Annotated in this window: 13 protein-coding genes; 3 read left to right on the forward strand and 10 right to left on the reverse strand. The window is 72.0% G+C overall.

Features of this window, described 5'->3' with window-relative positions:
- Nucleotides 1–301 precede the first annotated feature (301 nt).
- Entirely contained in the window at nucleotides 302–487 is a 186-nt protein-coding gene (locus tag OG776_RS06960; RefSeq protein WP_187285469.1) for a CsbD family protein, read from the reverse strand.
- 498 nt (nucleotides 488–985) lie between these two features.
- Between OG776_RS06960 and OG776_RS06965 the strand changes: the two genes are divergently transcribed.
- Both OG776_RS06965 and OG776_RS06970 read left to right on the forward strand, forming a co-directional pair.
- A complete protein-coding gene (locus OG776_RS06965; protein ID WP_329326630.1) occupies nucleotides 986–2,869 on the forward strand; it encodes an ABC transporter ATP-binding protein in 1,884 nt (627 codons plus the stop codon).
- Nucleotides 2,870–2,950: 81 nt separating this feature from the next.
- Nucleotides 2,951–3,490, forward strand: a complete 540-nt coding sequence (locus tag OG776_RS06970; protein WP_148007242.1) for an AAA family ATPase — start codon at nucleotides 2,951–2,953, stop codon at nucleotides 3,488–3,490.
- Nucleotides 3,491–3,550: 60 nt separating this feature from the next.
- Here the strand turns inward: OG776_RS06970 and OG776_RS06975 are convergent, their stop codons facing one another.
- Complete coding sequence (locus OG776_RS06975) at nucleotides 3,551–4,276, reverse strand: alpha/beta fold hydrolase (protein WP_148007241.1); 726 nt, start codon at nucleotides 4,274–4,276, stop codon at nucleotides 3,551–3,553.
- A 143-nt stretch (nucleotides 4,277–4,419) separates the two neighbouring features.
- Between OG776_RS06975 and OG776_RS06980 the strand changes: the two genes are divergently transcribed.
- A complete protein-coding gene (locus OG776_RS06980; protein ID WP_148007240.1) occupies nucleotides 4,420–5,313 on the forward strand; it encodes a helix-turn-helix domain-containing protein in 894 nt (297 codons plus the stop codon).
- 38 nt (nucleotides 5,314–5,351) lie between these two features.
- Here OG776_RS06980 and OG776_RS06985 read toward each other — a convergent pair whose 3' ends face one another.
- The 8 genes from OG776_RS06985 to OG776_RS07020 form a co-directional block, all read right to left on the reverse strand.
- A complete protein-coding gene (locus tag OG776_RS06985; protein ID WP_148007239.1) occupies nucleotides 5,352–6,116 on the reverse strand; it encodes an ABC transporter ATP-binding protein in 765 nt (254 codons plus the stop codon).
- On the reverse strand, nucleotides 6,113–6,913 hold the full coding sequence (locus tag OG776_RS06990) for an ATP-binding cassette domain-containing protein (RefSeq protein WP_148007238.1): 801 nt from the start codon (nucleotides 6,911–6,913) through the stop codon (nucleotides 6,113–6,115). The genes OG776_RS06985 and OG776_RS06990 overlap by 4 nt, the downstream gene beginning before the upstream one ends.
- Complete coding sequence (locus OG776_RS06995) at nucleotides 6,910–7,788, reverse strand: ABC transporter permease (protein WP_148007237.1); 879 nt, start codon at nucleotides 7,786–7,788, stop codon at nucleotides 6,910–6,912. The genes OG776_RS06990 and OG776_RS06995 overlap by 4 nt, the downstream gene beginning before the upstream one ends.
- Nucleotides 7,785–8,750 carry an ABC transporter permease gene (locus tag OG776_RS07000; protein ID WP_148007236.1) on the reverse strand — a complete coding sequence of 322 codons (966 nt, stop codon included), beginning with the start codon at nucleotides 8,748–8,750 and terminating at the stop codon, nucleotides 7,785–7,787. Before OG776_RS07000 ends, OG776_RS06995 begins: the two co-directional genes overlap by 4 nt.
- Nucleotides 8,750–10,273, reverse strand: coding sequence for an ABC transporter substrate-binding protein (locus tag OG776_RS07005; protein WP_329319567.1), 1,524 nt, complete (start codon nucleotides 10,271–10,273; stop codon nucleotides 8,750–8,752). Before OG776_RS07005 ends, OG776_RS07000 begins: the two co-directional genes overlap by 1 nt.
- Nucleotides 10,274–10,318: 45 nt before the next feature.
- Nucleotides 10,319–11,047: a DUF1684 domain-containing protein gene (locus OG776_RS07010; protein WP_261994361.1), complete on the reverse strand. Its 729-nt coding sequence runs from the start codon at nucleotides 11,045–11,047 to the stop codon at nucleotides 10,319–10,321.
- A 432-nt stretch (nucleotides 11,048–11,479) separates the two neighbouring features.
- Complete coding sequence (locus tag OG776_RS07015) at nucleotides 11,480–12,169, reverse strand: aminopeptidase P family protein (protein ID WP_261994360.1); 690 nt, start codon at nucleotides 12,167–12,169, stop codon at nucleotides 11,480–11,482.
- Between the two features lie 217 nt (nucleotides 12,170–12,386).
- Nucleotides 12,387–13,670 carry a methyltransferase domain-containing protein gene (locus tag OG776_RS07020; RefSeq protein ID WP_329319570.1) on the reverse strand — a complete coding sequence of 428 codons (1,284 nt, stop codon included), beginning with the start codon at nucleotides 13,668–13,670 and terminating at the stop codon, nucleotides 12,387–12,389.
- Between the last annotated feature and the right edge of the window lie 89 nt (nucleotides 13,671–13,759).

Consider the following 13,759-nt stretch of genomic DNA (forward strand, 5'->3'; position numbering starts at 1 on the left):
CCGTCCTGGTCACCCGCTCCGGCGTCGACGGCTCCCGTCGCTGCCGGAGGTGCACCGTCCACAGCCGTTCAGGTGAATCCTCGGGCCCACGCGGATCGGGCCCGCTCGGATCAGGCACGCTCGGACCGGATCAGGCGACAGGCGTCCCGAGCGTCCCGCGCCCGCCGCTCACCGGGCTCGCCACCCGCCGCGACACCCTTGGTGAACGCTTCATGGCCGGGACGGGGGCACACCACCGGGGCAGCGGGACGCCCCCCGGCCCAGAGGGCCGGGGGGCGTCGCGCGTGCGGGGCGAAGCCGGTCAGTGCTTGTCGCGGAGTGAGTCGCGGGCACCCGCCGCCTTGCCGCGGGCCTTCTCCGCGGCCTCGCGGACGTTGGCCTTGGCCTGGTCGGTCTTGCCCTCGGCTTCCATGCGCTCGTTGCCGGTGGCCTTGCCGGCCATCTCCTTGGCCTTGCCCTTGGCCTTGTCCATGGAACTCTTGCCCATGATCACTCCTTGGTTGGGGGGTTACGCCTGCCACGCTAGGGGCGGTCACCGGCTCCCGCATCCGGAGCGAGCGGCCCCGGCCGTCGCGGACCCTTGACCGCTCGCCCGGCGTACCGAGACCATCCGCCCGACACCTGCCTCCGGGGCCCGGCACCCACGCACCCACCTCCTCGGGGGCGCTTCCTGGAACACCAGTGCTCCACACGCGCCCAGAGGGAGGACCACCTTGCATTCCGTGTGCGTCGCCACCGAATTCGAGCACGACGTCCACCGTCCACGCACGGCACGGCAGGGACGTACAGCGCGATACCCCGGGTCCCGGGCGGCAGGGCTCGGAGCCGGCCGGGGGCCGTCACCCGATCGGAGGCGCCGACGGTGAGGATCCGGACGAAACGCGCCCCGGCGGCGAGTGGGATCTCCGACGCCGAGCAGGAGCTGTACGGCGGCCGACTCCGGTGGGACCAGACCTTCGTGCACTATGCAGGCGCCCTGACCAGAATGGGATTCGGACAGATGGCGGCGGCCCTGCCGCGTATGGCGGGAATGGTGCTGCGCACCGGCTGGCAGGTCGACCGGCGGGCACTGGCCGGGGTGATTGCGGCCCAGGTCGGGCAGGGGGTGACCGCCGGCTGGGGTCTGGTCGCGGTCAACAGTGTCCTGACGCGGCTGTTCGCGAACGGTCCGACCGGGGACAAGCTGCGTGAGGCGCTTCCGTCGCTGGTCGTGCTGGCGGCGCTGTCCGTGGGCACGGCCCTCCTGAGCGCCTGGTCGACGGCGATGTCCGGTCGTCTGGAACCCCAGGTGGAACGCGCGGTCTCCGCCCGCTACTACGAGGCCGTCACCCGGGTCGAGGTGGCGGTGACGGAACGACCGGAGGTCCAACGGGTGCTGGAGGCGGGCAAGTTCGGCACCGACTCGGCCCGGAGCATGCTGCGTCTCTCGGTAGGGGTCGGGAACGTGGTGATCGGCATGGTGGCCGCCGCCGTCGTGCTGGCCTCCCTGCACTGGGTCCTGCTGCCGATGCTGCTGGCGATCGCCCTGCCCAAGGGGTGGGGCGCGGTCCGCTCCGCCCGCCGCGACTACGGCTCGCGCCTGGCCTGGGTCGATCACCGGCGCGCGATCGCCTCCCTGCTGGCGTACCTGACGCGGCCGCACGCCGCCGGGGAGATCCGCGTGCACGCGGCCGGAGCGAAACTGCTGTCCGGCTACGAGGAGATGTCCCGGCAGACGGAGGCGGAGCAGCGTCGTCTGGCCCGGGCCCAGGCAACCACCGACCTGGTCGCGGGAGGATTCTCGGGTCTGGCCTCGTTCGCCTGCTACGGGCTGCTGTGGTGGCTGCTGAGCGGCGGCGGCCTCCCGCTGGCCGTCGGCGGAACGGCGGTCATCGCCATCCGCAACTCCACCGCCCGGCTCACCTCCTTGGTCCAGCAGGTCAACCGGCTCTACGAGGAGATGCTCTTCCTCACCGATACCGAGCGGGCCACCGAACTCGCCGCCGAGCACGCCATCCCGCTCACCGGCGTTCCCCTGCCGTCCGACGTGTCCGTCGTGCACCTGGAGGACGTGTCCTTCTGCTACCCCGGTGCGGCAGCGCCCTCGCTGAGGGGCGTGAGCCTGTCGGTGCGTCGCGGCGAGGTGACCGCCCTGGTGGGCGCGAACGGCTCGGGCAAGACCACCCTGACCCGCATCCTCGCGGGACTGCTGCTGCCCGACGACGGGAACGTGTGGTGGACGGGCGCGTCCGGTGAGCGGGTCGAGCTCAGGGCCGCCGCCCGCGCCCAGGTCTTCGCCCAAGTGGGGCTGCTCGCACAGGACTTCCCGCACTGGGAGATGACCGCGGCGACGAACGTGGCCATCGGTGCCGGCGACCGGCCGCGGAACATGGACGAGGTCAGGGCGGCCGCGCAGGCCGCCGACGTCCGCGCCCTCGTCGAGGAACTCCCGCACGGCTGGGACTCGATCGTGTTCAAGGGCTATGAGCGTGGTGTCCAGCTCTCGGGCGGGCAGTGGCAGAAGCTCGGCACCGCCCGCACCCGCTACCGTGAGGCGCCGTTCCACCTCGTCGACGAGCCCACCTCGGCACTCGACCCGCACGCGGAGATAGCGGCGTTCGAGAGTCTGTGGTCGCTGTCCCAGCGCGGTCACGCGGTCGTCCTGGTCACGCACCGCCTCGCCGCGACCGCGAGGGCCGACCACATCTACGTACTCGACCGGGGCCGCGTCGCCGAGGAGGGCACCCACGCCCAGCTCATGGCCCTCGACGGCGGCCTCTACCGGCGGATGTACGCCGCCCAGGCCGCCCAGTACGGGCTCGCCGTGCCGACCGGGGAGCCGCTCCCCGCGCCCCGGTCCCCCTCCGACCGGCGGCAGGAACCCCGGTGACCTCGCCGAAGTACGCCACGGTGCGCGGCCCCGGGACCTCCCCCGCCGACCGCGCACCGGCACGGCGGGTACCCTTCCCCGGTGAAACGCATCCTCGTGGCCGGCATCACCGGGGCCGGAAAGACCACCATGGCCCAGGCCCTCGCCGCGCGGCTGGGGCTGCCCTTCCACGAGATGGACGCCCTGAAGTTCACCGGCCCGCGGTGGACGTCCAACCCGGAGCTGGAGAGCCAGGTGGCCACCATCACGGACGGCCCGGGCTGGGTCTTCGACTCCTTCGGCTATCCGGAGGTCCGCGATCTGCTGTGGACGCGGGCCGACACCGTGGTCTGGCTCGACTACCCGCGATCCGTCATCATGCCGCGCATCCTGCGCAGGTCGCTGCGCCGGACCCTGCTGCGCGAACGCATCTTCGGCGGGAACGTGGAGACCCTGTCCGACTGGTTCACGCGCGATCACCCGGCGTGGTGGGCCTGGTCCCAGCACGGCGCGCGGCGGTCCGAGATCGGCCGACGCGCTCAGGACCCCCGCTTCGCGCCGCTCCGCGTCGTGCGCTTCCGCTCGCCCCGGCAGGCGGACGCATGGCTCCGCACGCTGGATGAGGCCGGGCCCCCGGCCTGACGGTGCCCGGCTCGCCGCGTGCCGCGTCCCCGGTCGGTGACGACGGGGAAGGGCAGCGGATCAGCCGAGCCTGAGCAGCAGTCCGGTGAGCTCCGCCGGCATCGTGATCATGCAGTCGTGGCCGGTCGCCAGTTCCCACACCTGTGCGGGGGTGCCATCGGGCTGTGTCGCGGGTACGGGGCGGCGGGCGAAGCCGTCCGGCAGACCGGCGGTGCAGTGGATGTGCGTCCGCGGGACGGCGTCCAGGGCGGGGTCGTCCAGTGTGACCGGCTGCTGGAGGCACCGCACGGGCTGGTCCGACAGCATGGTGCGCAGCCAGGCCACGTCCTCCGGGTCGGTGACCCCGAACAGCCCTGCGGGCGGCGGAAGTTCGGGGAGCGGCGGAACCCGCCAGCCACTGTCCGACGCCAGGGCGAGGTCGATCAGCGCCTGGGTCACGGGCATGACGTCGGCCGCGCTCTCGCCGTCCCGCGGGACCATCGCGTCGAGGTGGACCAGGTGCGCGATCCGGTCCGGCACCCTGTTGGCGGCGGACGAGACGACCAGCCCCGCGTAGCTGTGCCCCACGAGGATCACGTCGGTGAGGTCCTCGTCGAGGATCAGCGCGACGATGTCGTCGACGTGGGTGTCGAGTCCCACCTCGGGGCCGAGCAGATGCGCCTTGTCCCCGTAGCCGGTGAGCGACGGGGCGAGCACCCGGTGGCCGGCGGCCTCGAGCAGGGGTACCACCCGCTTCCAGCACTCCCCGCTGTGCCAGGCTCCGTGTACCAACAGATAGGTCGACATGGTCGTGCTCCTCGCTGTGCCGGTCCGCGTTCCGCGGGTCGTCGACCACGCTGGCGTCCCGGCTCGGGCCGGGCCAGGGCCCCCGCGATCCTGGGGGTGACAGGGCCAGGCACCCTCGGCGGGGGCCGACCTACAGTGGAGCGATGACCGACGGACCGAACCCGCTGGGCGACTACGTGCGCGCCCGGCGCGAGCTCGTCACTCCCGACCAGGCCGGCATCCCGGTCGTGGGGATCCGGCGCGTGCCGGGCCTGCGCCGGGAGGAGGTCGCGATGCTGGCCGGCATCAGTGCCGACTACTACCTGCGCCTGGAGCAGGGACGTGACCGCAATCCGTCCGCGCAGGTCCTGGAGTCCCTCGCGCGGGTGCTGCGGCTCGACGACGACGCGACGGCCCATCTGCTGCGCCTCGGCGCCGGTCCACCCCGGCGGCGACGCCGACGCCCGAAGGAGACGGTTCCGCCGGGCATCGTCAAGCTCGTCGCCACGCTCCCGCTGCCCGCACTGGTGGAGGGCCGCTACTTCGACGTGCTCGCCGCGAACTCCCTGGCCACCGCGCTGTCCCCGCGCCTCGTCGCGGGGGCCAACCGGCTGCGGGACACTTTCCTCGACCCCGCCGAGCAGGCCCTGTACGCGGACTGGGACGGCGCCGGTGCGGGCATGGTCGCCGGGTTCCGCGAGTCCGTCGGGACCGACACCGACGACCCCCGGTTCATCGAGCTCGTGGGTGAACTCAGCCTGGCCAGCCCGCGTTTCAGCCGGCTCTGGGCCCGTCATGACGTAGCGACGTGCGAGGGCGCGTCCAAACACATCGACCACCCGCAGGTCGGTGGTCTGTCGCTGAACCGGGAGAGGCTCGGCATCGCGGGGACGGCGGGTCAGACACTCGTCGTCTACCACCCGGACGCCGGTACCGACAGCGCCGACAGGCTGGCGCTCCTCGCCTCCGGCGCCCCGGCACCGGCCGCACCCCGGGACACCGTCGCCGAGGCGCGGGCGGGTACCGGCTCCGGACACCGGGCCACCGGCGCGGGTTGAGTCACCCTCGCCCCGACCCGCCCCGCTCCGGGGGCGGTTCAGACGGGAAGTCTCGGCACGCTGTCGAGCAGGCGGCGGGTGTAGGGGTGCGCGGGGTCGCCCAACACCTGCTCGGTGTCGCCCTGTTCGACGATGTGGCCGCGTTCCAGTACGGCGGTCCGTTCACACAGGGCCGCGACGACCGAGAGGTCGTGGGAGACCATGACGATCGTGAGTCCTTGTTCCTGCTTGAGGTCGGCGAGCAGGTCGACGACCTTGACGCGGGTGGTGACGTCGAGCGCGCTGACGGGCTCGTCGGCCAGCAGCACCCGCGGATGGCACACCGTGGCGCGGGCGATGGCGATCCGTTGCCGCTGCCCGCCGGAGAACTCGTGCGGGTAGCGGTCCGCCGCGTCGGCCGGCAGACCGACGCGTTCGAGGGCGGCCGCCGCCTTCGGCGCCGCGCCGGCCCGGCTGTCGATCCCCAGGGAGCGCAGCGGCTCCGCCACGATGGCGCCGACCCGGCGGCGGGGGTCGAGTGAAGAGTAGGGGTCCTGGAAGACGCACTGGACACTGCTGCGGAAGCTGCGCAGCTGCCGCCGGTCGCGCGGGGACAGGTCGGCGCCGTCGAAGCGGACACTGCCCGCGGTGGGGCGGGAGAGACCGAGCAGCAGACGCAGCAGCGTCGTCTTGCCCGCGCCGGACTCGCCGACGAGGGCGAGGCTGTGCCCGGTCTCGACGGTGAGCGAGACGTCCTCGACCACGTTGGCCGCGCTCCCGCGGTGGCGCAGTGCCACATCCTTCAGTTCCAGTACGGGCGTCACCGCGCGCTCCTCAGGTCCAGGGCCGACTGCAGTCTGCGGGCGCTGGCCACGAGCGCTTGGGTGTACTCCTCGCGCGGCGAGCGGATGAGGGTGTGCACGGGTCCTTGCTCGACGGCCCGGCCGTCCTTCATCACCAGGGCACGGTCGGTCACCCTGGCCACGACGGCGAGGTCGTGGCTGACGAAGAGCACCGCCATCTCCCGTTCCCGCACGAGAGTGTCCAGGAGGTCGAGCATCTCGGCCTGTACGGACACGTCCAGCGCGGTGGTCGGCTCGTCGGCGATCAGCAGTGCGGGTGAGCACGCCAGGGCCATGGCCAGGGCGACACGTTGCCGCTGTCCGCCGGACATCTCGTGCGGAAACGCGCGGGCGATCCGTTCGGGTTCCGGCAGCCGGACCTGTGCGAGGGCGTCCCGTACGGCGTCCCGCAGACCGGCTCCCCGCAGTCCGGTGTGCCTGCGGAGGGGTTCGGCGATCTGCCGGCCCACCCGCATCAGCGGGTCGAGCGCGGTGAGCGGTTCCTGGAAGACGACGGCGGCGTCCCGGCCGCGTACGGCGGTGAGTCTCTTCTCGCCGGCGCCCACGATCTGGGTGCCCGCGAGTTCGATACCGCCGGTGACGGTCATGCCGTCGGGCAGCAGGCCGAGCACGGCGAGGGTGGTGAGCGACTTGCCGGAGCCCGACTCGCCGATGAGACCGAGCCGTTCGCCGCTCGCCACGGTGAAGGAGAGGTCGTCGACCAGGGTCCGGCCGTCGGCGGCGGTGACGGTGAGGCCGCGTACGTCGAGGAGGGTCATGTGCGCCTCCGGCGGGTCGCGGGGTCGAGGGCGTCCCGCACGCCGTCGGCGATGAGATTGACACCGATGACGAGCAGGACGAGCAGGATGCCGGGAGCGAGGGCTCCGGCGGGGGCCGTGGTGAAGGTGGCCTGCGCCTCCTGGAGCATGCGGCCCCACGAGGCGTTGGGCGGGGGCGCGCCCAGGCCCAGGTACGACAGGCCGGCCTCGGCCAGCACGGCGAGCCCGAACTGCAGGGCCAGGTTGACCACGAGGGTGGGCCAGATGTTGGGCAGGACGTGTCCGAGCACCGTACGCGGCCAGGAGGTCCCGGAGGTACGGGCGGCGGTGATGTAGTCCTGGGCCAGGACCCGCTTGACCAGGATGCGTACGAGGCGGGCGACGACGGCGCTCTGCGCCAGCCCGATCGCGAGGATCGCGGAGCCGAGGGTCGCCGAGCGCGCGGCGACGATGAGCATCGCGAGCAGCAGCGTGGGGAAGGCGATCAGGATGTCGAGGAAAGCGGAGAGCGTGTCGTCGATCCAGCCCTGCGCGAACGCCGCGAGCACACCGAGGGTGACGCCGATGGCGGCGGCGAGCAGCACCGATCCGAGGCCGGCCTCGACGGCGATCCGTGAGCCGGTCATGACCTGGGTGAACAGGTCGCGGCCGAGTTTGTCGGTGCCCAGGAGATGTCCCCCGCCGGGTCCGGCGAGCCGTCCGCCGGAGGTGTCGTCCGCCGAGTAGGGCAGCCAGAAGAGGGAGACGAGGGCGAGCAGCGCGATGAGTCCGGCGAGGACGCAGCCGACGACGAGCGTGACGGAGCGGCCGAGGCGCTTGCGGCTCGGCGGCGCGTCCTGGGACAGCACCGGTCCGAGCACGTCGGACGGGGTCATCGGGCACCTCCGGAGAGCCGTCCGCGCAGCCGCGGGTCCACGATCCGCTGGACGAGGTCGGCGGCGAAGCCGATGAGCAGGACGGCGAGGGTGGAGACGAACAGGACGGCCTGGATGACGGGGTAGTCGTGCTGGGCGATGCCGGTGGCGAGCATCGAGCCGAGACCCGGCAGCGCGTACACGGACTCCACGACGACGGCGCCGAGCAGGGTGGAGGCGAGTTCGATGGCGAGGACGGAGATCACCGGCACGGAGCTGTTGCGCAGTCCGTGCCGCCACATGGCCCGTCCGAACGACGATCCCAGGGCGCGGGCGGTGCGCAGGTAGTCGCTGTCGAGGACGTCGAGGGTGGCGGAGCGGACGTAGCGGATCAGCGAGGCGCTCATCACCAGGGCGATGGTGACGACGGGCAGCACCAGGGAGCGGACCGCCTCGGCGGGCTGGGACCAGCCGTCGGGCGGGAAGCCGCCTGCCGGGAGCCAGCCCGCGTTCAGCGCGAACACGGCGATGAGGATCATGCCGAGCCAGAACACCGGTATGGCGATGCCCAGTTGGGACACACCGCTGAGGAGCGCGCCGTACCAGGTGCGTCGCTTGTACGCGGCGACGAACCCGGCGGGCACGGCGATGAGTACGGCGAGCACGAAGGCGGCCAGGGTCAGCGGGACGGTGACGTCGAGCCGGGAGGTGACCTCGGGGCCGACGGGCAGTGAGCTGACGAAGGACGTGCCGAGGTCGCCGTGGGCCAACTGCCCGAGCCAGTGGGTGAACTGCTCGGGCAGCGGCCGGTCGGACCCGATGGAGTGCCGTGCCGCGGCGATCTGTTCGGGGCTGGCGCCCACCGAGGTCAGCGCGTTGGCCGGGTCGCCCGGGAGCAGCCGCAGCAGGACGAACAGCACGACACTCGCCAGGGCCAACGACACGACGAGGAAGGCCAGTCGGCGCAGGAGATAGCGCGCCATCAGCCCTTCTTCTTGATGTCGTAGGCGTAGAACTGCGAGTTGAGGCCGTTGAGCGGGTAGTCCGAGAGCTTGCTGCTCGCGACGACGATCTGCGGGTAGAGGTACAGCCAGTCGCTGGCCGCGTCCTGGGCGGTCTTCTCGTTGACCTTCTTCAGCAGTGCGGTCTGCTCGGCGGTGGTGGAGGCCTCTTCGGCCTGCTCGACCCACTGGGTGACCTGCTTGTCGTCGTAGCCCCAGTAGAAGTCGGGGTTGCCGTACCAGACGAGGTCACGGTCGTTGACGTGCTCCTGGAGCGTGGCCGTGAAGTCGTGGTTCTTGTAGACCTTCGTGTACCACTCGTCGGGCGTGATCGTGTTGATCTTGACGGTGATGCCGACCTTGGCGAGCTGGGACTTGATGAAGGTCGCGGCGGTGGGGTGCGGGTCGTAGTTCGGGGTGTCGAGGGTGAAGGTGAAGCCCTTGGCGTACCCGGCGTCGGCGAGCAGCTGCTTGGCGTGCGCCGGGTCGTAGGCGTTGACCTTGGTGAGGTCCTCGTACCAGGGGTCGGTGGGCGGCACCATCGATCCGATGAGCTTTCCGTAGCCGGCCCAGACCGACTCCAGCAGCTTCTTGTCGTCGATGGCGGCGGACACGGCCTGGCGCACCTTGACGTCGGTGAAGGGCTTGGCCTTGTCGTTGAAGGCCAGCAGCAGCTTGGTGGTGGAGTTGCCGTCGTTGACCTTGTAGTTCTGGTTGCTCTTGAACTGGTCCAGGGCGTCGGGCGACTGCTCGCTGGTGACCACGTCGACGGCGTTGGTCAGCAGCGCGTTGTTCAGTGCCGTGGCGTCCTTGTAGTAGTGGAAGACGACTTTCTGGTTGCCGGCGGCGCGGCCCCAGTATCCGGCGTAGCGGTCGAGACCGAGGGCGGAGCCGCGGGTCCACTTGTCCAGCTTGTAGGGGCCGGTGCCGTCCTCGGTCGTCTTCAGGTTCTTGGCCTGGGAGTTGATGATCCAGACGTAGGAGAGGTTGTAGACGAAGGAGATCGACTTCTTGGACAGCGTGACCTTGACGGTCCGCGCGTCCGGAGTGGCGATGTCCTTGACGACCTCGAGGTTGCTCTTGCGCGCGGACTGGGAGTCGTCGGCGAGCACCTTCTGCAGGCTGTACTTGACGTCCTGGCTGGTGAACGCCTTGCCGCTGTGGAACTTCACGCCGTCGCGCAGCGTGAACGTGTACGTGAGCCCGTCGCCGCTGACCTTGTAGTCCCGGGCGAGGAGCTTCTCCACCTTGCCGTCGTCGGTGAGCTTGAACAGACCTTCGTAGACGTTGCCGTTGAGGGCTTCGGTGACGCCCTGTCCGCCGCCCGCGGTGTTGTCGAGGTTCTGCGGCTCGTAGAGGGAGCCGATGTTGACGGTGGCGTTCTTGTCGTAGGACCCGCCGGCCGTGGCACCGCCGCCCGTGCCGGAGCCGCCGCAGGCGGTCAGGGCCAGGACGAGAGTGGCCGCCGTCGCGGTGCCGTACAGGGACGTCTTCTTGATGCTCATGGTGAGGGTGCGCTTTCGTGCTGCGGTGCGGGAGGCTGGGGGCGATCAGTGCTGCGCGGAGGAGCCGGCGCGGAGGACGGGAAGCTTCTCGCCCGCCTCGACGGGCAGGTGGAAGCGGTTCTGCCGCGGCGGCATCGGACAGTTGTACTGATCCGAGAACCCGCAGGGCGGTACGAAGGCCCGGTTGAAGTCGAGCAGGACGCGGTGCTCGTCCTCCGTGCGCCGGACGAAGAGGAAGCGGCCGGCTCCGTACGTGGTGTCCCCGTTGGTGGGGTCGCCGAAGACGAGGAGCAGGGTGCCGTCGTCGTCGAAGGCGCTGAGGGTGTAGTCGCGGCCGTCGACGGTGAGGGTGATGTCGCCGGGCACGACCAGATCGCGGGTGCCCCCGTTGTCCCTCAGGTGCTCGAAGGAGACCCGCCGGGCGCCGGAGACGGGCGTGTACGTCGCGTGGAGCACCCAGGACGGGTCGTAGGCGAAGGCGTCCACCCGGTCGAAGGCGCGGATGGCGGGCGCGTCGGCGTCCCAGAAACGCAGGCCGTCCTCGATCCCGCCGGTGACGAGGTCCGTCCGGCTCAGCGTGGTGACCGTGACGGTGTCCGGCTGACCGGCCCGCGCCTGCTCGGCGTCCGGCCGGGTGCCGGCGGGGAGCCAGCGGGTCTCGACGAGGGCGAGGTTCCCGGACGCCGAGGTGAGGGCCCGATGACGTTCGGCGCGCCAGGCGTGCCACTGCCCGACGGCGTCGGCTGCGGGCTGTTCGGCGATGGGGTGGGGCACGGCGGACTCATTCACTCGGGCGGGGTGGCGGCCTCGCGCCGCGGGGGTCCCGCCACGCACATGTATGGCCAAAGCAACTTCTTTATCATCCATAAGAGGATCTAATGTCAAATGCCAGAGTCACATGGTGAGACGACCCCGGTGTGACGTTTCCCCCAGGCCGGCCGGACTCGACCCGGTGACTGGCCGTGGGGGCGTCCCGCACAGGGGTGCGCCCAGGACCGACAGGATCGGCACCGGTCGCCGTACCCGCAGGATCAGTCCCGCCCGACGCACCGGTAAGACCGAGACCCGCCTCGCCGGACCGGGCGGGGCGGGTATCGGCTGTTCGAGGCCCGCCCGGGCCTCGGGCGGACTGAGGCAGCCCGGGCGGCCGGAGCTGCCAGGGGCATCCGGGGCACCGGGATGCGGGGGCGACGGAGCGGCCCAGGGTCACCCCAGGTCGAGGAGCTCCTCGTAGAAGCCGCCGAAGCCGCGCTCGCGGTCGACGAGGTGGATCTCCAGGATCCAGTGGCAGACACGTCCCGCGCGGTCGGGACGCCGGAGCCGGGTGTCGTTCCCCGGGGCGATGTACGACTCGATGTCCGCGCCGTCGATCTTCTCGTGCGGGAACTCACCCACCGGATGTCCGGCGTGCCACCCGCCCAGGTCCCATCCGCGTCCCGCGGCCAGGCGCCCGATCTCGTTGTGCAGGCGGGCGCCGGTGATGTCCGGGTCGGCCTCGAAGGCGCGCCGGCCTGCGGCGAAGACCTCGGCGAGGTCGTCGCGCAGCCGGTGCTTGACGGGGTCGTCACCGAGGACGAAGGTGCGGCCGAAGTCGGCCTCCCACTCCTCGAAGATCGGCCCGAAGTCGGCGAAGGCGATGTCGTCCCGGCCGATGACCCGGTCCGGGGGATTCTCCCGGTACGGGTGGAGGGTGTTCGGTCCCGAGCGGACGATGCGCTTGTGCCAGTGGCGCGTCGGGCCGAACAGGTCGTTCGCCAGGTCGCGGATCCGGTCGCTGACGGCCCGCTCCCCCTCGCCCGGCGCGACGAGACCCCTGGCCTCGATCTCGGCGAAGAGCGCGGCCGCCTTGGCCTGGGCGTCCAGCAGTCGTGCGGCACGGGTGGTCTCGTCGGTCACGTCTCCCCCATCGTCGTGCGTCCCGTCGTCTTGTTTCCCACAGACGTGCGTCCCGTGGACGTGCGTCCCGGAGACGTGCGTCCTGTCGTCGTGGCCTCGGACTCCACCAGGACCGATCATGACGGTACCCGGCGCATGCCGCGGTCGGGCCTCCGGAAAGGGCGCCGTGGCCACCGGACACCCGACAGGCCGCGGCGACCCAGCCGGCACGGGCCGCTCAGCAGGTGCGGACGGCACGGGCCAGGAAGTGCGCGGCGGCGTCCTCGTAGCGGTCCAGCTGCCAGCCGCTGCCGTCGAGCAGGGGACGGAGGTTCGGCTCGCCCAGCGGGTCGTCGGGGCTCAGCGGGCGGCCGTGACGGCGGGCGCGTTCGACGCGGCCCGAGGGATGGAAGAGGAGCAGCGCTCCGCCCGGCGCGGTGACCCGCGCCCATTCGCGCAGGGCGGTGATCGGGTCGGGGAGGTGGTCGAGCAGCCCGGCGGTGAAGATCCCGTCCACCGCGCCGGCCGGGAGAGGCAGGCGGTGGCAGTCGGCGAGCAGCAGACCGGCCTGGCCGGCCCGGCCCTCGCGGGCCGCGGTCACCAGCATGGCCGACGTGACGTCCACGCCCAGCACCGTCCCCTTGTCACCCACCTCGGCGCGCAGCGCCGGCAGGGCGCGTCCGGTGCCGCAGCCGAGGTCGAGAGCCGTCTGGCCGGGGCTCAGACCCATACGGGCGACGGCCGCCTCGTAGCGCGGGCCGTCGGCGGCGAAGCGTGCCTCCCAGGCGGCCGCCTTCGGGGTGAAGAAGGCCCGGGTCGCGGTGTGTTCGGCCCGTGCGGCGACCAGCTCCGCGAACCGGCCGAACACCCGGTCCCGGTGCGGAGCCAGCGCGGCCAGCTCGGCGGGCGCGTCCTCCAGCAGGCCGGGAGCGGTCGCGGCCTCCTCCGGGAACGCGGCCGCGAACGCGTCCACGGCCGCCTCGTCGGCCTCCAGGTGGAACTGGAGGCCCCAGGCGGCCCCGCCCACCCGGAAGGCCTGCGCCGGATACCGCTCGCAGGACGCCAACGGCACCGACCCGGGCGGCAGTTCCATGGTGTCGGCATGCCAGTGGAGCACCCGCAGCCGCTCGGGCGCTCCCGCGAACAGGGGGTCGCGGGCCGCCGCCGGACGCGTCCGTACCTCGCCCCAGCCCACCTGTGCGCCGGATCCCGTACGCGCCGTGCCGCCCGCCGCGACCGCCAGCAGCTGCGCGCCCAGGCACACCCCGAGCACCGGCACCTCGGCGGCCAAGGCCGCGCGCAGCAGGGCGAGTTCGGCTTCCCGGGTGGGAAATCCGGCATCGCTGTACGCGGCCATCGGGCCCCCCATCACGACCAGCGCCTCGACCCCGGCCAGGTTCTCCGGCAGCGGATCCCCCGCCGACACCCGGCAGGGGCGCATCCGGAGCCCCGCGGCGGCCAGCGCCTCGCCCACCGCGTACGGGCCTTCCTCCCGCACGTGCTGCACCACCAGAACACCCACAGCCTCGCCCCCATCAGTCAGCAGATACGACCCGGATCGCGGTGATTACACCGTACTTGCGAGCCGATGCGCACATATTGCCTCGCACT

This window comes from Streptomyces sp. NBC_01689, assembly GCF_036250675.1.
Lineage (GTDB): Bacteria > Actinomycetota > Actinomycetes > Streptomycetales > Streptomycetaceae > Streptomyces.